The 26,220-nt window shown below is 65.0% G+C and carries 23 protein-coding genes; 7 read left to right on the top strand and 16 right to left on the bottom strand.

Annotated elements, in window-relative coordinates; translation table 11 throughout:
• Positions 1-962: 962 nt before the first annotated feature.
• The 5 genes from adk to lpxK all read right to left on the bottom strand — a co-directional run bounded on the left by adk (position 963) and on the right by lpxK (position 4,011).
• On the bottom strand, positions 963-1,628 hold the full coding sequence (adk, locus tag KFO72_RS34355) for an adenylate kinase (protein ID WP_054933874.1): 666 nt from the start codon (positions 1,626-1,628) through the stop codon (positions 963-965).
• Positions 1,629-1,643: 15 nt separating this feature from the next.
• A complete protein-coding gene (locus KFO72_RS34350) occupies positions 1,644-1,829 on the bottom strand; it encodes a hypothetical protein (RefSeq protein ID WP_225033958.1) in 186 nt (61 codons plus the stop codon).
• A gap of 52 nt (positions 1,830-1,881) precedes the next feature.
• Entirely contained in the window at positions 1,882-2,685 is an 804-nt protein-coding gene (kdsB, locus tag KFO72_RS34345; RefSeq protein WP_225033957.1) for a 3-deoxy-manno-octulosonate cytidylyltransferase, read from the bottom strand.
• Between the two features lie 125 nt (positions 2,686-2,810).
• Entirely contained in the window at positions 2,811-3,014 is a 204-nt protein-coding gene (locus tag KFO72_RS34340) for a Trm112 family protein (RefSeq protein WP_007180583.1), read from the bottom strand.
• Entirely contained in the window at positions 2,995-4,011 is a 1,017-nt protein-coding gene (gene lpxK / locus KFO72_RS34335) for a tetraacyldisaccharide 4'-kinase (protein WP_225033956.1), read from the bottom strand. Before lpxK ends, KFO72_RS34340 begins: the two co-directional genes overlap by 20 nt.
• A gap of 587 nt (positions 4,012-4,598) precedes the next feature.
• On the opposite strand from lpxK, the gene xseA reads away from it, so the two are divergent.
• The 5 genes from xseA to KFO72_RS34310 all read left to right on the top strand — a co-directional run bounded on the left by xseA (position 4,599) and on the right by KFO72_RS34310 (position 9,979).
• Complete coding sequence (gene xseA / locus KFO72_RS34330) at positions 4,599-5,978, top strand: exodeoxyribonuclease VII large subunit (protein WP_225033955.1); 1,380 nt, start codon at positions 4,599-4,601, stop codon at positions 5,976-5,978.
• 219 nt (positions 5,979-6,197) lie between these two features.
• Positions 6,198-6,776, top strand: a complete 579-nt coding sequence (locus tag KFO72_RS34325) for a superoxide dismutase (protein WP_054933879.1) — start codon at positions 6,198-6,200, stop codon at positions 6,774-6,776.
• Between the two features lie 307 nt (positions 6,777-7,083).
• On the top strand, positions 7,084-8,253 hold the full coding sequence (locus KFO72_RS34320; RefSeq protein WP_176054681.1) for a CaiB/BaiF CoA transferase family protein: 1,170 nt from the start codon (positions 7,084-7,086) through the stop codon (positions 8,251-8,253).
• A 21-nt stretch (positions 8,254-8,274) separates the two neighbouring features.
• The gene (locus KFO72_RS34315) at positions 8,275-9,024 is read left to right on the top strand and encodes an electron transfer flavoprotein subunit beta/FixA family protein (RefSeq protein ID WP_224102017.1); all 750 of its coding nucleotides are present in this window, start codon (positions 8,275-8,277) and stop codon (positions 9,022-9,024) included.
• Positions 9,025-9,034: 10 nt separating this feature from the next.
• Positions 9,035-9,979 (top strand): electron transfer flavoprotein subunit alpha/FixB family protein, encoded by a 945-nt coding sequence (locus tag KFO72_RS34310; RefSeq protein WP_225033954.1) that lies wholly within the window; start codon positions 9,035-9,037, stop codon positions 9,977-9,979.
• 136 nt (positions 9,980-10,115) lie between these two features.
• On the opposite strand, the gene KFO72_RS34305 is transcribed toward KFO72_RS34310, so the two are convergent.
• From KFO72_RS34305 to KFO72_RS34270, 8 genes are all read right to left on the bottom strand, one after another.
• Positions 10,116-10,940: an SDR family NAD(P)-dependent oxidoreductase gene (locus KFO72_RS34305; RefSeq protein WP_035986252.1), complete on the bottom strand. Its 825-nt coding sequence runs from the start codon at positions 10,938-10,940 to the stop codon at positions 10,116-10,118.
• A 92-nt stretch (positions 10,941-11,032) separates the two neighbouring features.
• Positions 11,033-11,449: a MaoC family dehydratase gene (locus tag KFO72_RS34300; protein WP_054933883.1), complete on the bottom strand. Its 417-nt coding sequence runs from the start codon at positions 11,447-11,449 to the stop codon at positions 11,033-11,035.
• A gap of 12 nt (positions 11,450-11,461) precedes the next feature.
• The gene (locus KFO72_RS34295; protein WP_176054679.1) at positions 11,462-11,902 is read right to left on the bottom strand and encodes a MaoC family dehydratase N-terminal domain-containing protein; all 441 of its coding nucleotides are present in this window, start codon (positions 11,900-11,902) and stop codon (positions 11,462-11,464) included.
• Positions 11,903-11,939: 37 nt separating this feature from the next.
• Positions 11,940-13,130, bottom strand: coding sequence for a lipid-transfer protein (locus KFO72_RS34290; RefSeq protein WP_225033953.1), 1,191 nt, complete (start codon positions 13,128-13,130; stop codon positions 11,940-11,942).
• A 42-nt stretch (positions 13,131-13,172) separates the two neighbouring features.
• Positions 13,173-14,312, bottom strand: coding sequence for an acyl-CoA dehydrogenase family protein (locus KFO72_RS34285; RefSeq protein WP_060602133.1), 1,140 nt, complete (start codon positions 14,310-14,312; stop codon positions 13,173-13,175).
• A 47-nt stretch (positions 14,313-14,359) separates the two neighbouring features.
• On the bottom strand, positions 14,360-16,240 hold the full coding sequence (locus KFO72_RS34280) for a feruloyl-CoA synthase (protein WP_225033952.1): 1,881 nt from the start codon (positions 16,238-16,240) through the stop codon (positions 14,360-14,362).
• 260 nt (positions 16,241-16,500) lie between these two features.
• Positions 16,501-19,185: a LuxR C-terminal-related transcriptional regulator gene (locus KFO72_RS34275; RefSeq protein ID WP_225033951.1), complete on the bottom strand. Its 2,685-nt coding sequence runs from the start codon at positions 19,183-19,185 to the stop codon at positions 16,501-16,503.
• 342 nt (positions 19,186-19,527) lie between these two features.
• Complete coding sequence (locus KFO72_RS34270; RefSeq protein ID WP_225033950.1) at positions 19,528-20,142, bottom strand: DUF2889 domain-containing protein; 615 nt, start codon at positions 20,140-20,142, stop codon at positions 19,528-19,530.
• A 309-nt stretch (positions 20,143-20,451) separates the two neighbouring features.
• Here KFO72_RS34270 and KFO72_RS34265 point away from each other — a divergent pair, with 309 nt between their 5' ends.
• Positions 20,452-21,663, top strand: coding sequence for a porin (locus KFO72_RS34265; RefSeq protein WP_060602122.1), 1,212 nt, complete (start codon positions 20,452-20,454; stop codon positions 21,661-21,663).
• Between the two features lie 135 nt (positions 21,664-21,798).
• On the opposite strand, the gene KFO72_RS34260 is transcribed toward KFO72_RS34265, so the two are convergent.
• From KFO72_RS34260 to KFO72_RS34250, 3 genes are all read right to left on the bottom strand, one after another.
• Positions 21,799-23,220, bottom strand: coding sequence for an aldehyde dehydrogenase family protein (locus tag KFO72_RS34260; protein ID WP_225033949.1), 1,422 nt, complete (start codon positions 23,218-23,220; stop codon positions 21,799-21,801).
• 22 nt (positions 23,221-23,242) lie between these two features.
• Positions 23,243-24,154, bottom strand: a complete 912-nt coding sequence (locus KFO72_RS34255) for a TauD/TfdA dioxygenase family protein (RefSeq protein ID WP_225033948.1) — start codon at positions 24,152-24,154, stop codon at positions 23,243-23,245.
• Between the two features lie 260 nt (positions 24,155-24,414).
• The gene (locus KFO72_RS34250) at positions 24,415-25,725 is read right to left on the bottom strand and encodes an MFS transporter (RefSeq protein WP_225033947.1); all 1,311 of its coding nucleotides are present in this window, start codon (positions 25,723-25,725) and stop codon (positions 24,415-24,417) included.
• A 344-nt stretch (positions 25,726-26,069) separates the two neighbouring features.
• Here KFO72_RS34250 and KFO72_RS34245 point away from each other — a divergent pair.
• Positions 26,070-26,220 (top strand): NAD(P)-binding protein (locus KFO72_RS34245; protein ID WP_225033959.1); only part of this gene is annotated, 151 nt, incomplete at its 3' end.

Below are 26,220 nucleotides of genomic sequence, written 5' to 3'. Positions count from 1 at the left end.
GGGGCGGCAACTACTCTTTGGTTGTCGGCGACGCCGGATTGTTTGGCCGTGTTTGCGCTGGCATCCGCGATGTGTTTCTGGTTTGCAAGCGTCGCCCCTGTGCGGGGCGGCACCTACTTTTCTTTGCCGCCGCAAAGAAAAGTAGGCAAAAGAAAGCGGCTCACACCGCCAGCCCATGTTCTCATCCACGGGCCCCCAGCGGCCCCGTCCTGTACACGGCAACGCACGAATCATTGCCCGTTGCCAACGCTTCGAAGAGAGGCATCACCCGCTTCGATCGCCCGTAGCACAGCGGGAGGCAGCGAATCGTATGCGCCGCCCAGGTGGTGTACTGTATGTAGGTTTCCTGTACTTCACACGCACCACTCCAGACCGATCGCACATGCGCTCCACCCTGCAAGAGCGCTAACGCATACGACGCGACAACCTACACACAGTACACCACCTGGGCGGCGGTGGACTGTCTGGCGCGGCACGCTGTTGTGGGGGAGTGTGAAACGGGTGAGGCGCACATTCAGAGCGCTGGCAACGGGCATGAACAAGCAAGTTGCCGTGTGAAGCGTAAGACCCTGTGGGGGCCCTCAGGCAAGAACTAGAACTGGCGGTGTGAGCCGCTTTCTTTTGCCTACTTTTCTTTGCGGCGGCAAAGAAAAGTAGGTGCCGCCCCGCACAGGGGCGACGCGTGGAGCACGCCAACAACACGCGGATGCCAGCGCAAACACGAGCAAACGATCCGGCGTCGCCGACAACCAAAGAGTAGGTGCCGCCCCGCACAGGGGCAACGCTTGAAGCACGCTAACAACACGCGGATGCCAGCGCAAACACAGGCAAACAATCCGGCGCCGCCGACAACCAAAGAAAACGTGCCGCCCCGCACAGGGGCAACGCGTGAAGTGAGCTAACGCATCGCGGATGCCAGCGCAAACACCGGCAACCCGCCCACCGTCGCAAGACAAAAAAACTTACTTCAGCGCCTCAAACACACGCGCACGAATTTCATCGACGGAACCCAAGCCCGAGATACGCCGATATTGCGGCGCCTTGAGCGGCGACGACGGATCGCCTTTCTGCGCCCAGTTGTTGTAGTACTCGATCAGCGGCTTGGTCTGAGCAACGTACACGTCGAGGCGCTTCTTCACCGTCTCTTCCTTGTCGTCGTCCCGCTGGATCAGCGGCTCACCCGTCACGTCGTCGACACCTTCGACCTTCGGCGGATTGAACTTCACGTGATACGTGCGGCCCGACGCCGGGTGCATGCGGCGCCCGCTCATGCGCGTAATGATCTCGTCGAACGGCACGTCGATCTCCAGCACGTAGTCGATGGCCACGCCCGCGTTCTTCATTGCTTCCGCTTGCGGAATGGTGCGCGGGAAGCCGTCGAACAGATAACCGTTCTCGCAATCGCAGTCTTGCAGACGTTCCTTCACGAGATTGATGATGAGTTCATCCGTGACGAGTTCGCCCGCATCCATGTAGCGCTTCGCTTCGATGCCAAGCGGCGTGCCTGCCTTGACGGCGGCGCGCAACATGTCGCCCGTCGAAATTTGCGGAATGCCGAACTTTTCCTTGATGAAGTTGGCTTGGGTGCCCTTGCCCGCGCCAGGTGCGCCCAACAGGATCAAACGCATTTGATATCTCCAGATCTATGTCAATTCTGTGTGGCGCGCCGCGAGAGTGGATGCCGCGGTCGACGCTCTTGATTCTTCGTTGCCGCTGTGATGGCCGGGCAGCTTTTCGCTGCCGGCTTCGCGCTGCACGCAATGAACGGCGCTGCGAAGCAAACGGCAAAACAGGCGGATAAAAAACGGGCGAATAGTGATATCGATCAACGCGCATCGATATCGGGTGAATCGCGCGAACGATCGATTATGCCATGGCTTCTTACGCCGACGACCCGAAAAACGCCTGTACACGGGCCAGATCGTCAGGCGTGTCGACGCCCGGCAGCGGCGCGTCATGCGTGACGAGCACCGCGATACGCTCGCCGTGCCACATCGCCCGCAGTTGCTCGAGCGCTTCGGCCTGCTCGATCGGCGAGATCGACAGACTCGGGTAAGTACGGAGGAACTTCGCGCGATACGCATACAGCCCGATATGCCGGTACACGGCAGCGGGTGCAGGCGGAGCCGGCATCCGCGCGACATTTGGCCAATGCGGCTGGTAGGCGTCGCGCGCCCATGGAATCGGCGCGCGCGAGAAGTACAGCGCGACGCCGCGTGCATCGAGCACGACCTTGACGACGTTCGGATTGAACACGTCCGCGGGCTCGTGGATCGGATGCGCAGCCGTCGCGATCGCGCAGCCTTCCGTCGAAGCGAGGTGCGACGCTACGCCGCGCACCAGCGCCGGATCGATCAGCGGCTCGTCGCCCTGCACGTTGACGACGATCGTGTCGTCGCTCCAGCCGTAGTGCGCCGCCACTTCCGCGAGACGGTCCGTGCCCGACGGATGATCGGCGCGCGTCATCATCGCGTCGATGCCATGCGCGCGCGCGACGTCGAATACCGATTGCGCGTCGGTCGCGACCAGCACCTGCTGCGCGCCCGATTCGAGCGCGCGTTCCGCGACGCGCACCACCATCGGCTTGCCGCCGATATCGGCCAGCGGCTTGTTCGGCAGGCGCGTCGACGCGAGGCGCGCCGGGACGACGGCGATGAAGGGCGGAGTGTGCAGGGTGTCGTTCATCGGAAGCGTGACGTCAGGCCTTGTGCGGGCCGAGAAAGACGCGCCGCCTGATCGGCGGCGCGGGGTAGGTGTTCAGTGGCGGCGTGCAGCGCGCGGCTCGACGCACCGCGTACACGCTGCGGCGCTCAGGCGACGGAGCCCGGGTTGAGATCGACGGGCGTGCCTTCGACCGTTTGCCGCGCTTCGTCGACCAGCATCACGGGAATGCCGTCGCGGATCGGATAGGCGAGCTTGTCTGCGTTGCAGATCAGCTCCTGCGCGGCGCGGTCGTAGCTGAGCGGGCCCTTGCAGATCGGGCAAACGAGAATTTCAAGCAGGCGAGCGTCCACGGACTTTCTCCACAACGAGTGCAATGAGGCGATGATCGAGCGTGGCTTCGACGGGGACGACCCAGAGCCGCGCATCGTGCCAGGACCCTAATTTTACCGCATCCTTTTCAGTGATCAGGATCGCGTCGGCGTCGACGTCGACGAACGGATTCGTGCTGAACGCGTAATGATCGGGCAGGGCGCGCGTCTGCGGCGAAAGGCCCGCTGCGCGCAGCGTCGCGAAGAAACGCTCGGGCGCGCCGATGCCCGCCGCCGCAAGCACGCGCTCGCCGGCAAACTGCGCCAGCGGGCGGCGCAGGCGCGGATTGTCGAGATGCCACGCATCGCCGGGCGCGAGTTCCAGCGAGAAGGTATTCGGCCAGGGCGGCAGCGCGCGTTCATACGGATTGTTGATCAGCGTCGCGTCGCGTTCGCGCGACAGCGGCTCGCGCAACGGACCGGCGGGCAGCAGGAAGCCGTTGCCGCCCAGCCGGTGATCGAACACGACGATCTCCGCGTCGCGCGCCAGCCGGTAGTGCTGCAAGCCGTCGTCGCTGACGATCACGTCGACGTTGCGATGCGCCTTGCACAGCGCCTCCGCGGCGGCGACGCGATCGGGGCAGACGAACACGGGGGCACCCGTGCGGCGCGCGATCAGGAGCGGCTCGTCGCCCGCCTGCGATGCCTTCGACGTCGGCGTGACCAGCGTCGGCAGCGTGATCTTCGCGCCGTAGCCGCGCGACACCACGCCCGGCGTGAAGCCCGCGCTGCGCAGCGCCTGCACGAGCGCGATCACCGTCGGCGTCTTGCCCGTGCCGCCGACCGTCACGTTCCCGACCACCACGACGGGCACGCGGACACGCACCGACTTCAGCCAGCCGAGCCTGAACGCCGAGCGGCGCGCGAGCGCAATCGCGCCGAACACGCAGGCGAACGGCGTCATCGCCCACGCGAGCGGGCCGCGCTGCTGCCACTCGCGCGCGATGCGCGCTTCGATACGGGAAGCTAATTCGCTCATCGGCGGGCGGCCGGCGTGCGCGGTGCGTCAGTCAGGACGGACAGGGCGAGCATCAGCAGGCATCTCCGGGCGGTCGGTTGCGCACCGACGGTTGAAAGACCAGGGGAACGACGGGAAACCATGGAACGCGGACGACGACGGCCGTCAGCAGCATGAGCGCGACGGCGAAATCCATTCGCGCAGGCGCGCTCGCCGCGTCCGACAGATTCCGCCAGAACCCGGCACTCTAGCGCGCGAGCGGCGTTAGCTGCAAGTCGGATAGGCCACCCCACATCGATCTCGCACGACCAATGCTTTATCCATAGCCTGTGGATAACTTTGTGGAGAACGTGCCTTGCAATTTGTCGGGAGGGCCGTCGCGCAAGCATCGGCTCGGTAGATGGGAACTTTTAAGAAGTAAAAATATGATAAAAATCAACGAGTTAAATGGTATTAAGTGGGCTCTGGGGCCGCTTTTGAGTGCGCTCTCGATGGCCCTCCCGACATGTGGACACTTTTAACAATCCGGCGAAAGAGGCTTAGAACGCGCTGGACCTGGCTGGCCGATCGGTCTATCGTCTGTCCGGCCTGTTTAAACCATTCCTCGCATGAATTCCGAAAGTCCTTTCTCGTCGTCCGCTGGCGCGGGCGGCGATGCCGTCGTTCCCGTCTCGGTACTCAACCGCGCGATCGGCACGATGCTCGAACGCTCGTTCCCGCTCGTCTGGGTGTCGGGCGAAGTGTCCAACTTCACGCGCGCCGCGAGCGGGCACTGGTACTTCTCGATCAAGGACGCGCAGGCGCAGATGCGCTGCGTGATGTTCCGCGGCCGCGCGCAATACGCGGAGTTCACGCCGCGCGAAGGCGACAAGATCGAAGTGCGCGCGCTCGTCACGATGTACGAGCCGCGTGGCGAACTGCAACTGAATGTCGAGGCCGTGCGCCGTACGGGGCAGGGTCGTTTGTACGAAGCGTTCCTGCGGCTGAAGGCGCAACTCGAAGCGGAAGGTCTGTTCGACGCGGAACGCAAGCGCGCGCTGCCCGTGCATCCACGCGCGATCGGCATTGTCACGTCGTTGCAGGCGGCCGCGTTGCGCGACGTGCTGACCACCCTGGCGCGCCGCGCGCCGCACATTCCCGTGATCGTCTATCCGGCGCCCGTGCAGGGCGCGGGCGTCAGCGCGAAGCTGGCCGCGATGGTCGAGATGGCGAGCCGGCGCGGTGAAGTGGACGTGCTGATCGTGTGCCGCGGCGGCGGCTCGATCGAAGACCTGTGGGCTTTCAACGAAGAAGTGCTGGCTCGTGCGATTGCGGCGAGCGAGGTGCCCGTCGTGAGCGGTGTCGGTCACGAAACCGACTTCACGATCGCCGACTTCGCCGCCGACGTCCGCGCGCCCACGCCCACGGGCGCCGCCGAACTCGTCAGCCCGCAACGCGTGCTGCTGCTGCGCGAGCTCGATCATCGTCACGCCACACTTGCGCGCGGCTTCGGCCGCATGATGGAGCGGCGCGCGCAGCAGCTCGACTGGCTCGCGCGGCGTCTCGTGTCGCCGGCCGAAAGGCTCGCGCGGCAACGCACGCATCTGCAGCAGCTGAGTGTGCGGCTCGCGTCGGCGGGGGCGCGGCCCGTGCGCGATGCGCGTGGTCGTTTCGCGCTCGTGCAGATGCGCTGGCAGCGCTGGCGTCCCGATCTCTCGCTGCATCGTTCGCAAGTGAGCGGCCTTGCCGAGCGGCTCGAGCGCGCATTGTTGCGTCAACATGAAAGACACATTGCGCGCGTGGAAACGCTTGCCGCGCGGCTCGAAGTGCTGAGCCCGCAACGCACGCTCGAACGCGGCTACGCAGCCTTGCTCGATGCGCAAAACGGCCGCGCAGTGCGCGCGCCATCGGCACTGAAACCGGGCCGTCGCATGACCGTTCACCTCGCTGAAGGCTCAGCGGATATCGCGCTGTCGGATGTTCAGCCGCGTCTTACGGATGGCTTTTAATCGTGTTCTGAAGCACCGTTGGGCGCAGTAGTTTTGACCTTCATACGACAGGTGAAAGGCCGCTGCGCGAGCATTAATTACGCTGCCCGCGCAGCGCGTTTTCGCAATGCAGACCATAAAGGGCTTGCGTTTGCGGGGTTATTCCAAGTCGCCTACAATCGAGTGCTCCCACAGCGTTATCCGCAGACTCCCCATAAACAGATACAAAGGAATAGCACCATGGAACATACGCTCCCGCCGCTGCCGTTCGCGAAGAACGCGCTCGCTCCGCACATGTCGGAAGAGACGCTTGAGTTTCACTACGGCAAGCACCATCAGACCTATGTGACCAACCTGAACAATCTGATCAAGGGCACTGAGTTCGAGAACCTGCCGCTGGAAGAGATCGTCAAGAAGTCGTCGGGCGGTATCTTCAACAACTCCGCGCAGATCTGGAATCACACGTTCTTCTGGAACAGCCTGTCGCCGCAAGGTGGTGGCGCGCCGAAGGGCAAGGTCGCGGAAGCGATCAACGCGAAGTGGGGCTCCTTCGACAAATTCAAGGAAGAATTCACGAAGACGGCAGTCGGCACGTTCGGCTCGGGCTGGGCATGGCTCGTGAAGAAGGCAGACGGTTCGCTGGATCTGGTGTCGACGAGCAACGCCGCGACGCCGCTGACCACGGACGCAAAGGCGCTCCTCACGATCGACGTGTGGGAACACGCGTACTACATCGACTACCGCAATGCGCGTCCGAAGTTCGTCGAAGCATTCTGGAACATCGTGAACTGGGACTTCGCGGAAAAGAACTTCGCGTAAGTCTTTGCGTAATCCGGTAAGCGTTTGAAAAACCGGCAAGCGTAGAGCGAATGAAAGAAAGGCCCTCACTTGTGAGGGCTTTTTCTTTCTGGTTTCGATTAATTCGCCATCCGAATTAATTAATGAATTGCGGTAATGCTCGCAAAGCGCGCACTCCCTTCGCCACCCGTTCGGGGTGGTCCTGTCCGCGGCCCGCCAGGGCCTACTACGATCAAGGGGCATTCTGCCGCCCCGACACTCACAAATCGACAGCAAGGCCCGGCCGGCACCCGCCGCCGGGCCGCATTTCCATGGAGACAGATGGACGATGGGCGTTTTGAACGGAATCAGAGTGCTGGAATTCGAGGCGATCGGTCCCGGGCCCTTCGGCGCGATGCTGCTCGCCGATATGGGCGCGGACGTGCTGCGCATCGACAGGCCTGCTGCGCCCGACGATCTCGGGCCGAAAACCAACGGCAAGCGCATCGACGTCACAGGCCGCGGGCGCCGCTCGGTCACGCTCGATCTGAAGCAGCCTGCATCGGCGGCAGCGGCGCTCGATCTGATGGCGCGGGCTGATGTCGTGATCGAAGGCTATCGGCCCGGCACGATGGAGCGGCTCGGACTCGGCCCGGACGAGGCCCTCACGCGCAATCCGAAGCTCGTCTATGGACGCATGACGGGCTGGGGTCAAACAGGCCCGCTCGCGGCGCGCGCCGGCCACGATCTGAACTACATCGCGCTGTCCGGTGTGTTGTCAGGCATCGGACCGGCTGATGGCGCACCCGTCGTGCCGCTGAATCTGGTCGGCGATTACGGCGGAGGCGGCATGCTGCTCGCGCTCGGCGTCGTGTCGGCGTTGCTCGGCGTGCAGCGCGGCGGATCGGGCCAGGTCGTCGACGCGGCAATGACGGAAGGCGCGGCGCAGCTCGGCGCGGTGATCTGGGGCTTGCTCGCGTCGGGCAACTGGCGCGAGCAACGCGCGAGCAATCTGCTCGACGGCGGCACGCCGTGGTACGACAGCTATCGCACGCGCGACGGCCACTACATGGCCGTCGGCGCAGTCGAAGCGCGCTTCTACGCGCAACTGCTCGACAAGCTCGGCCTCGCGGATGCCGGCCTTCCAAAGCAGCACGATCGCAGCGGCTGGCCGGTTCTGCGCGAAGCCTTCGCCGCGGCATTCGCTGCACGCACGCGCGACGAATGGTGCGCGGCATTCGATGGCAGCGACGCATGCGTCGCGCCCGTACTCGGCTTTTCCGAGGCGCCCGATCACCCGCAGCATCGTGCGCGCGGCAGCTTCGTCGAAGTGGCGGGCGTCGTGCAGCCCGCACCTGCGCCGCGCTTTTCGGCCACCCCGTCGCGCATCGACAGACCCGCGCCGCAGCGCGGGCAGGGCGGCTTGCGCGCCTTGCGCGACTGGGGCTTCGACGCCGCTGCTATCGAACGGATGGCGGCTTGCGGGCTCGGTTTCGAGTCTGACGCATCGGCAGGTTAATCGAACGACAGGAGACAACAGATGAAAGCACTCGTCGCGGTCAAGCGCGTGGTGGACTTCAACGTGAAAGTGCGTGTGAAGTCCGACAGTTCGGGCGTCGATCTCGCCAACGTGAAGATGAGCATCAATCCGTTCGACGAAATCGCCGTCGAAGAAGCCGTCCGCCTGAAAGAGCGGGGCATCGTGAGCGAGGTCGTCGCTGTGTCGTGCGGCGTGGCTGCGTGTCAGGAGACGCTGCGCACCGCGATGGCGATCGGCGCGGATCGCGGGATTCTCGTCGAAACGGATGCCGAGCTCGAACCGCTCGCCGTCGCGAAGCTGCTCAATGCGCTGGTCGACAGGGAAAAGCCGCAACTCGTGTTGTTCGGCAAGCAGGCAATCGACAACGATTGCAACCAGACGGGGCAAATGCTCGCCGCGCTTGCGCGCCTGCCGCAGGCAACGTGTGCAAGCAAGCTCGAGATCGCCGGTTCGTTCGCGATCGTGACGCGCGAGATCGACGGGGGACTGGAAACCGTGCGTCTCGCGCTGCCCGCTGTCGTCACCTCCGACTTGCGACTCAACGAGCCCCGCTACGCCACGTTGCCGAACATCATGAAGGCGAAGAAGAAGCCGCTCGATACGACGACGCCCGAACAACTCGGCGTCGATATCGCGCTGCGGATGACGGTGCTGAAGACCGCCGAGCCGCCGCAACGCGGTGCGGGCGTGAAAGTGCCCGACGTTGCCGCGCTCGTCGCGAAGTTGAAAACGGAAGCCAAGGTACTGTGAGGAGACAAATATGACTGAACGTACTAGCGTGCTGGTGGTTGCCGAGCATGACAACGCATCGATCAGAAGCGCCACGCTGTGCACCGTGACGGCCGCGCTGCAATGCGGCGCCGACGTGCATGTGTTGGTCGCGGGACATGGCGTGCAGGACGCGGCAAACGCGGCGGCGCGCATCGAGGGTGTATCGCGCGTGCTGGTCGCCGACGCAACGCAACTCTCCCACGGTCTCGCCGAGAACCTGGGCGCGCAGGTGATGCACGTCGCTGCGCGCTACAGCCACATCCTGTTTCCTGCGACGAGTATGGGCAAGAGCGTCGCGCCCCGTGTCGCAGCGCTACTCGACGTCGCGCAGATTTCGGACATCGTGCGCGTGGTGAGCGCTGATACGTTCGAGCGCCCGATCTACGCGGGCAATGCGCTCGTGACCGTGCGCTCCGGCGACGCCATCAAGGTCTTGACCGTGCGCGTGACGAGCTTCGACGCGGCGTCGCCGCAAGGCGGCAGCGCGCAGATCGAAGCCATCGATGCCGTGAGCGACGCTGGCCTTTCGACGTTCGTCGAGTGGCAGGTGGCGAAGAGCGAGCGGCCCGAACTCGCGGATGCGCAGATCGTAGTGAGCGGCGGCCGTGCGCTCGGCAGCAGCGAGCGCTTCGACGAAGTGCTGACGCCGCTCGCCGACCGGCTGGGCGCCGCGCTCGGCGCGAGCCGCGCAGCGGTGGATGCAGGTTTCGCGCCGAATGACTGGCAGGTCGGACAGACGGGCAAGATCGTCGCGCCGCAGTTGTATATCGCCTGTGGCATCTCGGGTGCGATCCAGCATCTGGCGGGGATGAAGGACTCGAAGGTGATCGTCGCGATCAACAAGGACCCGGAAGCGCCGATTTTCAGCATCGCTGACTACGGTCTCGAAGCCGATCTATTCGATGCGGTGCCGAAGCTGGTTTCGTCGATCTAAAGGCGTTGCCGGCGGCGGCTGTCGCGTCGCTGGCTGCTCACGGAGCGAAGCAATAAAAAAAGGCGTCTCCACAACGGAGACGCCCTGAAAAAGCCCGGCCGGTTCCGGTGAACGGCCGGGCTTCCACGCAACACAGCTACTGCAGATTCCCCGCCACAGCGATGGTTTGCCCCGTGATGTAATTGGACTCGGGCGAACAGAACAGATACACGCCGCCAGCCGCTTCTTCCGGCGTACCGCCGCGTCCGAGGGGATTGCGCTGCGCGTGCGACTTCAGCATGTCGGGATTCAGTCCCACGCGAATATCGCGGCCGTCGATATTGACCGTTGCGCCCGCATGCGCATCCGCCGAAGTCATCCGTGTGTGGATCAGACCGAACGCCACGCAGTTGACGTTGACGTTGAAACGCCCCCATTCGCGCGCCAATGCCCGCGTCATGCCGATCACGCCCGCTTTCGCCGACGAATAGTTCATCTGGCCAGCATTGCCGTTCAGTGCGGACACCGACGAAATGTTCACGATCTTGCGATACACCTCGCGGCCCGCTTCCTTGTCGGCGGCGTGCAGCGCTTTCACATGCGGATACGCGGCGCGCAGGATGCGAAACGGCGCCGTCATATGACAGTCGATGATCGCGTACCACTGCTCGTCGCTCATCTTCTGGATCACGTCGTCCCACGTATAGCCTGCGTTGTTGACGATGATGTCGATACCCTTGAATGCCTTCAGCGCGGTGCCGACGAAGCGATCCGCGAAATCCGGCGCGGTCACGTTGCCAACGCAGGCTACGGCTTCCACGCCCATCTTCTTCAAGGCTTCGACCGTTTCGTGCGCCGGATCGGCGTCGAGGTCGTTGACCACGATGCGCGCGCCTTCGTTCGCGAACTTCTCGACGATTGCGCGACCGATGCCGCGTCCCGAGCCCGTGACGAGGGCAACCTTGCCGTCAAGCTTTCCCATTAGCTGTTCTCCTGTGTAGGTCGGATCGCGTCGAAGCGCGGGTCCGAGTGCTGCTTAAAGCGCTGCATCAAAGCGCTGCATAAAGCGCCGCATCAAAGCGCGATTACGGCCTCACCGACTACGCGCGGCTCGCCGTATTGATTGGCCGTCTGAATCTCCAGCTTCACGCGCCCTTCGCCGTCGGCTTCGAATTTGTCGACGACGCGGCCCGTGCAGGTCACCTGATGCCCCAGATGCGTGATGCCGACAAAGCGCACACCGAACTCGCGCAACTGCCGCTGATCGACCCAGCGCGTCAGCAGCCGGCCGAGATAAGCCATCGACAGCATCCCGTGCGCAAATACGTCGGGCATGCCCGCCTTGCGGGCGTAGTCGGTATCGATATGCACGCGGTTGTGATCGCCCGACGCGCCCGCGAAGAGCGCAAGCGTCGTGCGGTTGACGGGTTCGAGCGTCAGCGGCGGCAGCGTGTCGCCGATCTTCACGTCGTCGAATTTCAAGCTGGTCATAGGCGTTCTCCGTTAGCCGTTGCGTTGCACGAGCACGCTGCGCAGATCGGCGACATGCTCGCCTTGCTGGTTCGTCACGCGTGTTTCGCGCACGACGAATTCGAGCGCGCCGTTCTTTTTGTCGTAGATGTCGGCGATGCGGCTTTCGAAGCGCAGCACATCGCCCGCATGCGCAAGGCGGTGGTACGTGAACGACTGCTCGCCGTGCAGGATGCGCGACATCTGGATACCCAGCTCGTCGCGCCAACTCGTATCCGGCTGCTGAAACTCCAGCGAGAACAGAAACGTGGGCGGCAACGGCAGGGCGGGATGTCCCAGGTCGCGCGCCGCCGATTCGTCCAGATAGACGGGATTGGTCTCGCCCGTCGCCTTTGCGAAGAGGCGCAACTGACCTGCTTCGGCGACTGCGCAAAACGGCGGCAACACCTTGCCGATAAATTTTTTGTCGATCATGTCGAATGCTCCGTGAAGGCGGCCGCTTCAAGCGGTCTCAGCGCGCCGCCTTGTAGACGGTCACGACGCACGCGCCGCCCAGCCCGACGTTATGCGCGAGCGCGACCCGCGCGCCTTCGACCTGGCGCGCATCCGCCTTGCCGCGCAACTGCTGCGTGAGCTCGAAACACTGTGCAAGACCTGTCGCGCCCAACGGATGTCCCTTCGACAGCAGACCACCCGACGGATTGACCACCCATTTGCCGCCATACGTGTTGTCGTCGTCGTTGACGAGCTTCGCGCCGTCGCCTTCCGCGCACAGGCCGAGCCCTTCGTACGTCAGCAGCTCGTTCTGCGCGAAGCAGTCGTGCAGTTCGATCACGTCGATGTCTTGCGGGCCGATGCCCGCCTGCTCATACGCGCTCTTCGCGGCGTCGCGCGTCATGTCGAAACCGACCACGCGGATCATGTCGCGCGCCTCATACGTGCTCGGCAGATCCGTCGTGAGCGCCTGGCCCGCGATCGTCACGTCGGTATGCAGCCCACGCTTGCGCGCGAATTCTTCGGAAACGATGATCGCGGCAGCCGCGCCGCAGGTCGGCGGACAGGCCATCAGACGCGTCAGCACGCCGTCCCACAGCACCGGCGAGGCCAGCACGTCTTCCGTCGACACGACGTTGCGGAACACGGCGAACGGATTACGCGCCGCGTGCTGGCTCGCCTTCGCGCGAATCTTCGCGAACGTTTCGAGCTTCGTGCCGTACTTCTTCATGTGCGCCATGCCGGCGCCCGCGAACTGGCGAATCGCGTTGCTCAGTCCTTCGGGGCGGCCGACGAGTTGATCCGTCATGTCGAGCGCGCGTTCGAGCGCGCTGGCGCGATCGGTCCACACGGACTTGAGCGCGCCCGGCCCCATGTACTCGAAGCCAACGGCGAGCGCGCAATCGACCGCGCCGCTCGCGACGGCCTGGCGTGCGAGAAACAGCGCCGACGAGCCCGTCGCGCAGTTGTTGTTCACGTTGATGACGGGAATGCCCGTCATGCCGACGTGATAGAGCGCTTTCTGACCGGAGGTCGAATCGCCGTACACGTAACCGGCGTAGGCCTGCTGCACGTCGCCATAACCGATACCTGCATCGGCGAGCGCATCGCGCACCGCGTTCGCGCCCATCACGTCATAGGTATCGCTGGTGCCCGGCTTTTTGAACGGAATCATGCCGACACCGGCGACGAAGACATTGCGAGTCATGTCACTGCTCCTTCTGAATGGATGTTCGATTGACGTGTGGGATCACAGCTTGCGGGAGATTAGGTCGCGCATGACCTCGCTCGTGCCGCCATAGATACGCATCACGCGCGCATCGGCAAACGCGCGGGCGACGGGGTACTCGAGCATGTAGCCGTAGCCGCCGTGCAGCTGCACCATGTCGTCGAGGGCCTTGCCGAGCGTTTCCGTGGCGAACAGCTTGGCGATCGCGGCTTCTTCGAGCGTCAGGCGGCGGCGCACGTGTTCCGCGAGATAGTGGTCGACGAGCAGACGCACGGCCGAGGCCTGCGCCTTGATGTCGGCCAGCTTGAACTTGGTGTTCTGGAAGTCCCACACGGTCTGATTGAACGCGCGGCGATCCTTCACGTAGTTGATCGTGTGATCGAGACAGACTTCCAGCTTGGCAGCCGCGCCGATTGCAATGGACAGACGCTCTTGCGGCAGTTCGGCCATCAGGTACGCGAAGCCCTTGCCTTCCTCGCCGAGACGGTTCGACACGGGCACGCGCACGTTGTCGAAGAACAGTTCTGCCGTGTCCTGCGCATGCTGGCCGACCTTGTCGAGCTTGCGGCCGCGCCGGAAGCCGTCGCGATCCGCTTCGACGACGATCAGGCTCACGCCCTTCGAGCCCGCGTTCGGATCGGTCTTGCAGACCATGATGATGAGATCGGCATTCAGCCCGTTGCTGATGAAAGTCTTGCTGCCGTTGATCACGTACTCGTCGCCGTCGCGGATCGCCGTCGTGCGAATCGCTTTCAGGTCGCTGCCCGTGCCCGGCTCGGTCATGCCGATCGCGAGAATGGCTTCGCCGGAGCAGACTTTCGGCAGCCAGCGTTCCTTCTGTTCTTCATTGCCGAGCCGCGCGATATACGGCGCGATGATGTCCGAGTGCACCGAAAAGCCCAGGCCGCTGACACCCGAGCGGTTGATCTCTTCATTGAGCACGGCCGCGTGGCCGAAGTCGCCGCCGCCGCCGCCGTACTCCGTCGGCAAGGTGAGGCACAGCAGACCTTCGCGGCCCGCCTTGAGCCACGTTTCGCGGTCGACTTTGCCCGCCTTGTCCCACTCGGCCTGCTTCGGCACGCATTCGCGTTCGAGAAAGCGCCGCGCGCTGGTGCGCAGCATTTCGTGATCGTCGCGGAAGACGGTTCTGGTAATTTGCATGACTAAATATTCCTGTTCGAATGAAGGCGTAGGCCTTTTGCGGATCGTTACTGCGCGCTGGCGATGTGCCCGGCGGACGGAGTCTGAAAAAGCTGTTCGACGAAATGCGCGCGTCGCGCGCGCGTCACCGACTGGTTGACGTAGCCCTTGTCGGCGATCTCATTGGCGTCGATGGACGGCGGCTCGGCCATCAGCATCACGCGCTCGATGCGCAGACTCGAGCCGCTGCTTGCCTGCGCGCGCAGACACTCGCTCAGCGCGTCGACGACGATGGGGTGCTGCACGAGCGCCGCGACATCGAGTGTCGCGAGTTTCGGCGCGAGCTTCCTGCACGCGGCGACATTGGGCCAGGCGAGCGCGGCGAGATAATCGTGATCGTGTCCGCAGATCACGGCATCCGTCAGCAGCGGCGAGCAGCGCTCCAGCAGCGCGAGCCGGACGGCGCCCGTACGCACCCATGTGCCGTTGGTCAGCTTGAAGTCTTCGACGACGCGGCCGGCGAACATCATGCCTTGCGACGGATCGTCGGTATTCACGAGACGCACGGCGTCGCCGAGACGGAAGAAGCCGTCGTCGTCGAAGGCGGCCGCCGTCAGTTCCGGATGCGCGATATAGCCGCCGAACACGTGCGGTCCGCGCATGCGGATCTCGTAGCGCGCGTCGTCGCCTTCGAGCGGTACGAGCTTCACCTCGGCGCCAGGGACGGGCGTGCCGATATTGCCGTTTTCCGCATTCGCGCGGCCGCAGTAGGTGCCCATGCCGCTCGTTTCGGTACAGGCGAGGCCCGTGCAGAACGCGATACGCTGCCCGATGGTCTGCTCCGCGACGCGCTGGATGCGCTCCCATATATCGCGGGGCAGGCTCGCGCCGCCGTAGCCAAAGAAATGCACATTCGCGAACAGCTTGCGCGCAAGCGCCGGGTCGCGTTCGAGTTCGCCTGCGAGCACGGTCCACGCGGACGGCACGCTCGTGAAGATAGTGGGCGACACGTCGCGCAGATTGCGCACCGTGCGTTCGATCATGCCGGGCAGCGGCCGGCCGTCGTCGATATGATGGGCCGCGCCGAACTGGATCGAACGCCCGAGGTTCAACACGCCGCCGAGCCCGTGGTGCCACGGCAGCCAGTCGAGAAACACGGGCTCGGTCTCGCGCAGCCAGCCGAGGTTGTCGGCATAGTAGGCGGCGACCGCGCGGAAGTTGCCGTACGTCAGCGCGACGCCTTTGGGCGTGCCTGTCGAACCGGAAGTGAACAGCACGCGGGCGGTGTCGTCGGCGCGGATCGACGCGTGCGCGGCTGCGACCTTGGCGATCTGTAGCGGCGTGAGATCTTCGTCGATCAGGTCTGCCCAGGCGATCACGCCGGGGCGCACGCCCCGAACCGTGATAACGGTCGTCGTAGCCGAGCTGAGGGCGGCAAGCGCGCGCTCATACGGCGCCGTGTCCTGTACGAACAGCGCGGCGGGCGGCACGAGTGTCGCGACGCCGGCGAGGCGTGCGAAATCCTTGCTGACGGTCGAATACGCGGGCGAGACGGGCGCGGTGGGCACGCCGACATACTCGGCGGCGAGCAGCAGCACCGCCTGCTCGATCGAGTTGCCCGACAGGAGCATCAGCGGCTGATCGTGATCGAGGCCAAGCTCGAGCAGCGCCGCGCCGACGAGCTGGACCTGCCGCCACAGTTCGGCCCAACTCAGTGAACGCCACTCGCCGCACGCGTCGCGTTCGCGGAACGCGGGTTTGTTGCCACGCTGGGCGGCCCACGCGGGGATGAAATCCGCGAAGCTTTTTTCGGCGATGTCGGGCGGCGGCGTGGCCGAACGCAGTATCAGCGTACCGTCCGCGCGACGTTCGACCACCGTGCGCCGCTCGGGAATGCGAACGGGACGGTAGGACGCTGCCGCCGGTTGAGTAGGGGTGACCGTCATCATGACGCCTTGTCTCCTATGTCAGCGATGGCCAGCGGGGCGCTTTCGCGCCCTACGCTGGCCTTGTGCAACATGGTTGCTGGACTGCGTGATGAGCGCCGCGCATCCGCGTTTTGTCGTGAAGGTTGCCGGCGTGTCGACGCGCGGCTGACCTGTATCCAAGCGTAGTGGCAGACGCTACGTGCAAAACCACCCGTGCCGGGTGGCGGCGTCGATGAGGATGAAAGCCCGCAAGCAGGTGGCGGGTCGCGCGTGCTGCGCCGTCAGCGTACGGTCTCGGCCGACGCGCGTCCCAGCTCGAAGTCGCGCACCCGCGCTACGGCTTCGTCACGGCTCGATACGCCGAGCTTGCCGTAGATATTCTTCAGATGCCATTTGACGGTTTCCGGCGACAAACCGAGCGTGCGCGCGATCTTCTTGTTCGGCAGCGCCTGCGCGAGCAGGTGCACGACCTCTGCTTCACGCTCGCTCAGCAGTTCGGCGCCTGTCGACATATTGCCGCGCGCATCGACAGGTGCGGCGCACCGTCCGGCCCCGGCCCCGGCCGCGGCGGCCTCATGCGCCGCATCCAGCCGCGACGCGTAGAAACGCAGCAAGGGATCTTCCGGCGTCGCGTCGAGCACGGCATGAATCACGTCCAGCGCGCCACGGTCCGCATCGAGCAGCGTGCGCACGAGGCCGAGGCGGTGACCGCGCCGCAACGCCGACAACACGAATTTATGCATCGCAGCCGTTCGTCCAAGGCGCGCCGCAACGACGGCCGCCTGCATCTCATAGCGCGCCGCATGGCGTTGCCAGCCGCGCTCTTCGCACAGCGCGATCAGCGGTTGCAGCCGCACGGCAGCCGCCTCGAAGTCTTCGTGCGCGACGCACCAGTCGGCATGCGCCTGATCCGTCAGCGCTGCCACGGCCGTCAGCGTACTCGCGCGCTCGGGCGGAACCCGCGCGGCAAGCGTATCGAGACGTGCGAGCGCAGCTTCGGCGGCATCGAAATGATCGATGGACAGATGATGGCGTACCTGCTCGGCAAGGCCGTGCGCGACGAGGCGCAGCAGCCCGTGCTGGGATGCGTATTCGTCGAGCCGTTCGAGATAGGCCATGGCATCGAGATGATGACCCGCCAGCCAGTGCACGGACGCCAGCACGGTATGCACGCGCAGCACCGAATCGGGCACCGATACGCGTTCCAGCACGTCGACGCGGCCTTCGATCAGCTTGCGCGCCGCGTCGGGCTCGTTGAATTCGTACAGCACTTCGCCGAGCAGCGCCGCCGCGAGGCAACTCGCCTCGGCGGCCGGGCTGCCGCGCGAGTCGGCTTCGAACAGCACGTCGCGGCAGATGCGCTCGGCCTGGGCGAACTTGCCTTCCAGCGCGTAGCTGAAGCCGACGAAGCAGCGTCCGTTCAACGTGCCCGCGCTCGTGCCGACAAGCGGCGCATCGTCGAACAGGATGGGCGGCGAGTCGAGTTGCATGCGTCGCGCGTCCGCATATTGACCGCGATGCATGTACAGCCACGAGAGGATATTGTTGCGCGCGCCGACGATCAGCCCGTCCGCCTCGGCCGGCGCGTCGAGCAGGCGCGGCAGGATCGACATCGCGCCGTCCGTGTCGTCGCGCTGCACGGCCAGCGCGGCCTGCAGCAGCGTGAGCCGGTATTGAAGCGAGGGATCGGCGTGGCCGATGTCGCCTTGCAGGCTCGCGACCGTCGTCTCGCAGGCGGCGAAGTCGCGTGCGTACAGATGCAGATGCGCCATCCACAGACGCAGACCGAGGCGCGCCTGAATTTCCGCGACGGGCAGCATGCGGATCAGCGCGACCACCTTGCGCAACTCGCCGCCAACCTGCAACTCGCGCGCAACGGCGAGCACGAGGTCCGCGGCCGCGCCCGGTTCGCCCGCCAGCAGCGCATGGCGCACGGCTTCGTCCGCGTGGCCGTGCGCGCGGAACCAGGCCCATGCGGCGCGGTGCACGTCGCGCTGGTAACGCTCACTGCGCGCGCCGAAACGTTCGAGCAGCGTTTCGCGAAACAGTGGATTGAGCCGGTACCACACTGCCGCGTCCTGCGACTCGACGGGCGCGACGAACAGGTTGTCGCTCTCCAGCCGCGCGAGCAGCGCGAGCACGTCGGCGGGATGCTGCTCGCTCCCCACCAGCGCGACGCACAGCGGTCCGCAGATGCGCGCGCACGCTGACATGCGGATCAGCAGCTCGACCTCGGAAGGCGACAGCCGCGACAACACTTCCCGCTCGAAGTAATCGGCGAATACGCGCGGATCGTGAAGGTGCAATTGCGCCTGCATGTCCGCCGATGCCGTGTTGCCCGGCGCTTGCCGGTTGCGCTTGGCGCGGATGGCGAATAGCTGCAGTCCCGCCGCCCAGCCATCGGCGAGTTCGTGGAGGCGCCGCGCGTCCTTCGTGGAAATATCGCCGATCTGCGCTTTCAGAAAGGCTTCGGATTCCTGGGCAGTGAAGCGCAAATCGCGCATGTCGATTTCGAGCACCAGACCCTGGTCGCGCAGCCTGCCCAACGACAGCGGCGGGATGGTGCGCGACGCGAACACGATATGCAGGTTCGCGGGCGCGTAATCGAGCAGCCATTGGAGCGCTTCATGGTTGCGCGCGTTGGCGAGATGATGCACATCGTCGAGTACGAGCACGAGTTCGGCGGGGTGGCGCGCGATGCCGTTGACGAGCGCAATCACCGTGCGCTCGACGGCTTCTTCGTCCATTCCGCGTCCGCCGAGCAGCGCGGCTTCCTTGCAGATCGACGGATTCACCTGGCTGAGGCTGCTGACCAGATCGCCGAGGCAGACGGCGGGATCGTCGTCGTCCGACGTGAAAGTCAGCCACGCGATATCGAAGCCGAGCGGCAGCATCGCTTCGCGCCAGGCGACGAGAGCCGTCGTCTTGCCCGAGCCGGCCGGTCCCTGAACGACGATGCAGCGCATGCGGCGCGCGTCGCGCAGTTGGGCGAGCAGCCGTTCGCGCGCGACGACACGCGCCGCATTGCGCGGGGGAAGCAGCGGAGGTGGACGCCGGATTCATCGGTGCCGGCGTCGCGTCGGCAAGCGGAAACAGAGCGGGAATTCTGCGGCATATCGACCTGCGCCTCGTGTCTCCCGCGCCATCGGTAATGGCCGTTGGGAAGACAAAAAATGACGGGTCATTCTATCGCAGTGCAGATCAAGCGCCGCTTCGGGGCGATACCGATAGGAGGTCGCGCAGCGTTGCGGTAGTGCGCGATCCGCGTCTCTTATCTCGATATAAATCGGCGAATGTTTTGCGCGATGTCATTTCACGTCTGAAAGAGACCGTGCGACGATTGCCGCCTTTTTTGCACCGATAGCCGATCCGCCGTTGCCCGAAACTGCGCTTCGGCGTTCGCGTACGAAGCGCACGACTTCGCCGTCGGCGCGCCAGGCGTGGCAGGTATCGATCATCTGCGCGATGTGCGCTTCGGCGTCGCTGGCGCCGGGACGTGCGCCCATCAGCGTCTGCAGCGCGGTGGTCGCAAGCGGGCCGAGCAACTCGGTCAGATGCGTGCAGCCGTGCTTGCCGCCGACGCGCTCTTTCACCTGCTTCCTGAATCCGGCCGCGATTCGCACGCCCACGAGACTTTCATAGGCCGCGTTGATCTGCGCGCAGTACGGCGAAGGGCCCGTATCCGTCGATGCGCTCGCGCGCCGGATCAGGCCCGCAGCGTCGATGGTGAGCGTGATGCACAGATCGTGGAGCGGCTCGCCGGCGGGGACCTGCTTGTAGAGCAGGTCAGCCGTGTCGGTTTTGATGTCCGTGAGGCGCGCCTCGATGTCGAACAGTCCGTCGCTGCGCTCGTATCCGTTGCAGACGATGTGGCGCGTGTGCAGCAGACGCCGGGTGGGTTTGCACGCGGCTGAGTCGTCCATGGCGATTGGGCTCCCGGCAGGTGGGCAAGAAAAGCGGACCAGAAAAGTCCGCGAACAGGATGACGCCTCAGCGTAGACGCTCGCATCGCGCACGCGGCCACCTCGTTCGGGTGGTGGCGTTTCAGTCGGGGTATTCCCGTTCCTACTCGATTCGGGTGGGCGCCACGTCCGCGGGCGCCTGCAACCATGAGCCAGCGACAAGCCAGCGAACGAACCATCGTTTCGGTCTGCCAGGCGGGAGAGCCGGCTTCGGCGCGATCGTGCAGAACCATGTCCGCAACATGCGGAGACAATGTGAGGAGACAGTGCATGCGTTTCATCAGTAAAGGGGTGCTGGGTGCCACCCTGGCATTCGCCGCGGGCGGCGCCGCCGCGCAGTCGAGTGTGACGCTCTACGGCGTGGTCGACGTGTTCGGCCAGTACCTGAATAGTGGCGCGGGAACCAAAAGCGGGCCGGGCTCGGCCTACGTGCCCGGCAACCATTCGTTTTCGGAGCGCAGCGGCGGCTCGGCGGGCTCGCAGTTCGGTTTGAAAGGCGTCGAAGATCTGGGCGGCGGGCTAAAGGCGGCGTTCACCGTCGAAAACGGCTTCAACGCCAACAATGGCACCTTCTTTGCGGATTCGACGGCGTTGTTCTACCGGCAGGCGTGGGTGGGGCTCAAGCACGACGACTACGGGCAACTGACGTTCGGCCGTCAGTATCAGCCGAGCTTCTGGGCCGTCTATCCGACCGATCCGTTTCGCGGCAACGAAGTGCTGTCGCCGATCGCGGCCGCCGACCTCGCCGGCGTGCGCGACCGCGCGACGCTCGCGACGCAATACGTGTCGGGCCGGCAGAGCAACTCGGTCATGTATCAGTCGCCGGAAATGTGGGGCATGAAGCTTTACGCGATGTACGCGTTCCAGGCCACCACGTCCCAGCCGATCGCGATGACGACGGGCAACATGTTCGATATCGCGCTGACCTATCAGGGCGCCGGGCTGTATGCGGCGCTCGCGTACCAGTTCCAGCACGGCGGACGGGAGGCGGTCTCGCTCGGACAGACGGCCGCGGGGCTGCCGCTGCCGGCGAGCACGTTCAACCTCGTGTCGACGGCGCACTACACGGGCGCGCTCGGATACCGCTTCGGTATCGTCAACCTGCAGTTCAACTACGCATACAACCAGGTCAAGACGCCCAGCAGCGGCCAGATCGTGACGGTGCCCGGCGTCGGGCCGGTAGGCGCGCTGTCGTCGCTGGTGCATCCGTACAGCATCATGGAACTGGGCACGACCATCCAGGCGACATCCGCCGACGTGATCGAGGTCGCAGGCATCTATCGCAATGTGCGCGGCGTGCACGACAACACGCTCGGCATCCAGGTCGGCGCGGATCACAGCCTGTCCAAGCGCACGAGCGTCTACATGCGCGCGGGCTATATGAAGAACAACGGCATTGCGAACATGAGCTGGCCCGGTGTCTCGGCAGCGGATGGATCGAAGCAGATTCTCGGGGTGGCGGGCATGACGCACCGCTTCTGAGGTCGGCGTGGCAGCCGGTCGATCCGTCGGCCGGCGCGTTCCGTCGTAAAAGCGTCGTAAAAAGCGTCGTAAAAAGCGAAAACGGGAGATGGCGCATCACGTCATCTCCCGTTCTGTTCTGGACGTCCAGGCGGCTTACGCCGTCACCGACTTGCACTCCAGAAATTCTGCGAGCCCTTCCGCGCCGTACTCGCGCCCGTTACCCGAGGTCTTGTAGCCGCCGAACGGCACGGTGACGTCGAGCATCGCGCCGTTGATGCGCACGGAGCCAGCACGCAGTTTCGTGGCGACGCGCCGCGCGCGTTCCAGATCGCTCGAAGCGACATAGGCGGAAAGGCCATAGTCGCTGTCGTTGGCGATCGCGATCGCATCGGCTTCGTCGTCATAAGGCAGGATGCACAGCACCGGGCCGAAGATTTCTTCGCGCGCGATCTTCATCTGATTGCGCACATCGGCGAACACGGTCGGCTTCGTGTAAAAGCCGCGTTCGAGGCCCGCCGGACGACCCGGGCCGCCCGCCGCGACGCGCGCGCCTTCCTCGATGCCCAAGCCGATCATGCGCTGCACCTTGTCGAACTGCGCGCGATTTGCGAGCGGGCCCATCTTCGTCGCCGCGTTCGACGGATCGCCGACGGGAATGGCATTCGCGACAGCAGCGGCAATCGTCACCGCTTCTTCGTAACGCGCGCGCGGCACGAGCATGCGCGTCGGTGCGATGCAAGTTTGCCCGGAGTTTGCCATGCATTGCGCGACGCCCGTGGTCACGGCGGCTTGCAGATCGGCGTCGTCGAGAATCAGTAAGGGCGACTTGCCGCCCAGTTCCTGCGCGACGCGCTTGACGGTCGGCGCCGCACTGATGGCCACCTCGACGCCCGCGCGCGTCGAACCCGTGATCGACACCATGTCGACATGCGGATGGGACGACAGCCGCGCGCCGACTTCGCGCCCTTCGCCGAAGATCATGTTGAACACGCCAGCGGGCGTGTCCGCGTCGTGCATGATTTCGGCGAAGATCACGGCGTCGAGCGGCGCAAGCTCGGACGGCTTGAGCACCACGGTGCAGCCCGCCGCGAGCGCAGGCGCGACCTTCGCGACGATCTGGTTCAGCGGCCAGTTCCATGGCGTGATCAACGCAGCGACGCCGATCGCTTCGCGCCGCACCACGCTCTTGCCGCGCGTGCTTTCGAACTCGAAGTGGCGCAGCGTGTGGATGGTGGCCTGCAGATGCGCGAGGCCGATGGGCGCCTGCAAGGTTTTGCACAGCGTTGCCGGCGCGCCGATTTCCTCGCAGACCGCGTGCGCGAGCTCCCCGAGCCGCTCGCGATAGCAGAACGCAATGCGTTCGAGCAACGCAATGCGCGTTTCGCGCGAGCTTTCCGACCACGCGGGAAACGCGGCGCGCGCGGCGGCGACGGCATGATCCGCGTCATGCGCGCAGCCAAGCGTGAGCTGGCCTATCGTCGTTTCCAGCGATGGGCTGACGATGTCCATCACCTTGCCGCGTTCGGATGGCTCGACCCAGCGGCCATCGATATAGAACCTGTTGAGTGTCTTCATCTGTTGTTCTCCCTGCAAGGCTTCAAACCGGGCGATCGCCGACGACCGTCGCGCGCATCATGTGCCGCACGGCGGGGAAGTAGTCCTGCACCGCGTAGTGCTGGCACGAGCGGTTGTCCCAGAACGCGATCGTGTTCGCTTTCCAGCGCAGACGCACCTGATACTCCGGCGCCTGCGCCTGGCGGTACAAATACTGGAGCAGTTCCATTTCTGCGAGCTTGAAGTCGAAGCCGAAGCGATAGCGCGCAACGGTGTGATGACCGTAGTTCACGATATGCGTCGTGAACGCCTCGTTCACGTAGAGGATCTTTTCGCCCGTTTCCGGGTGCGTGCGCACGACAGGGTGAATGGCCGGCGGAAACTTCTTGCGGATCTCGTCGTGCTGGTCTTCGGGCACCACGATGCCGAACAGCGGCAAAAATTCATGCGCGGCTGCGAGATTCTGGACCAACTCTTTGACGTCGTCGGGCAGGTTTTCATAGGCCGCGACCATGTTGATCCACAACGTGTCGCCGCCTACGTCGGGGCATTGCACGCAGCGCAGGATCGAACCCATCGAAGGCACTTCGCGCCACGATACGTCGCTGTGATAGAGGTTTTCGCGGCCGCGCTTCGCGTCGTTACGGCCGAGGATCACGAGCTCGGGATGATCGGGGTGATGCGGAAACGTGGGATGGATCTCCAGTTGGCCGAAGCGGCGCGCGAACGCAACGTGTTGCGCGGGCGTGATGTTCTGGTCGCGAAAGAAGATGACCTTATGTTTCAGCACGGCGCGGCGCAGCGCCGCGCAGGTTGCATCGTCGAGCGGCTCGCGCAGGTCGATGCCGCTGATTTCCGCGCCGATGGTGGGCGTGCAGCGCTCGACTTCGAACGGCCAGACTTCGCTGGCTGCTTCCGTTTGCGCCGGCCTGACGGCCTGGACGTTTGCGTGCATATGATGTCTCCTTGCTGGGTAGCGGATGCGGGCGGCAACGTTGGCCGCCGCAGGTGAGTCGGCGGGAAATTGTCGGCGGTGCTCGCGGTCTTCTGGTCGCTGCGTCGCGTTCGTTTCATCTCGCATCGGCTCGGAGCGGGCCTTTCGTCACCCACGACGACGCGCAAAATCGCGGCAGGTATTCTTGAGCGCCCCGCCGCGTGCGAGCCAGGGCTCTCGAACGGGAAGCGTTGCTAGGGCGTTGCGCGGCAGCCATCGCGTCACGCGGAGACGGGCTCGAGCTGGCGGCTCAGCGCGCGGTTCGAGCGCTCGGGATGAAGCCAGCGCAACGCTGCGAGCGCCGCGATGAACAACAGCGCCGCGCCGATCATGAAGCCGTTCTCATATGCGTGACTGGTCCCGTGCCCGGCACCCTGGACGAAGCGGCCCATGACAGCCGGCGCCACCGCTGCGCCGAGGCTCGCGAGGGCCGTGTAGATCGCGACGACTGCGCCGCGCTGGCTTTCAGGCACGACTTCGGCGAGCAGGGCGGGCGCTAGCGGGAAGCAGAGTGTCGGCAGGGCGCCGGCGAGCGCGAACAGCAGCGTTTTGCCGACGGGCGGCAGATCGAGCGCCGATACGGCGAAGAACAGAGCGCCCGCGACCATTGCCACGACGCTCAGCAACTGCGCGCGCGCGACGCGCGTCGTCGCGCCGCGTGCCAGCATCCGCTCGGACAGCCAGCTCAGGCCGATATTGACGGGCGACGCGACACCGATCACGACGGCAAACCAGCGGCCCGCGTCGATGCCGTCGAAGCCCAGTCCTTTTTCGAGGTAGCTCGGCAGCCAGGTCAGGTTCTGGCCGAGCATCCAGTACGCGGCGAAGCCGAGCAGGAAGATCGACAGAATGGACGGATCGGTGAGGATGGTCCGGTAGGGAAGGCGGGTGGGCGCATGGCTGTCCTCGCGCGCCGGACCGGACGCCGCCGCCTGCGTATCCGCGTTGCGTTGCCCGCGCTCGCGCGACATATAGAGCCACGCGATGCTCCACACCAGACCGATACCGCAGAGCACGAAGAAATTCATCCGCCATCCCCATTTGCGCGTGACGAGCGGGATCAGCAGACCGGCGAGCAGCAGCCCGAGCGCGGCGCCCTGGCTAACGACGGCGATGGGCAGGCTGCGCTTGTGGTCGGGGAACCACTTGCAGATTGCATGGACCGAGGTCGAGAACGCGGGGCCTTCGGCGGCGCCGAGTATCACGCGGCACACGAGGATGGCGAGCGTGCTGGTGGCGAGTGCCTGAGGCACCTGAATCACGGCCCAGCTCACGCCCATGGCGAGCAGCAGCCAGCGCGCCGAAATGCGGTTGGATGCGAAGCCGACGACGATCGTCGATACGGAGAAGAGCCAGAAGAAGCTGCCCGCGACCACCCCGAATTCCGCTGGCGAAAGATGCAGTTCGGCCATCAGCGGCACGGCGACCATGCCGAGCACGACCTTGTCGAGAAAATTGACCGTGTAGAGACCGGCCAGCATGAGCGCCAGAGTCCAGGCCGCGCGCGGCGGCAGGGCGGTTGGATGGTTCATGAGCGACCCCGGACGCAGGTTTGCCAGATCAGCATGTTTGTCTCCTTGATTCGTCGTGCTTGGCGGCGCGTTCGGGAAAGACGGCCGGCAGCGTATTGACAGCCACAGTACGGCGGCCGTCGCTCGGGCGGCACCACCCGAAACAGGTGGGATGCGAACCGCTGTGATCGCGTACTTTCGGGCGTTGCTGGCGCACGTGAAGACGCGGGCGGCGTCCACCCGGGACGCTCGCGTCTGGTCGGGCCAGCGCGTGTTGAACCGAGCCGATAACAGCGATATGGAGACGCGACGCAGTGTCGAACGAAACTCTTCCGAATGAAGCACTCGCGGGTCCGCGCGAGTCGATGGAATACGACGTGGTGATCGTCGGCGGCGGCCCGGCAGGGCTGGCTGCTGCGATCAGGCTCAAGCAGCGAGCCGTGGAGCAAGGCGTCGAGATTGGCGTCTGCGTGCTCGAAAAGGGTTCGGAGATTGGCGCGCACATTCTGTCGGGCG

It is taken from the genome of Paraburkholderia sp. XV (assembly GCF_020177535.1).
In the GTDB taxonomy this organism is placed as follows: Bacteria; Pseudomonadota; Gammaproteobacteria; order Burkholderiales; family Burkholderiaceae; genus Paraburkholderia; species Paraburkholderia caribensis.
The sequence above is the reverse complement of the archived record's forward strand: the minus strand, read 5'-3'. Positions and strand labels throughout refer to the sequence as shown.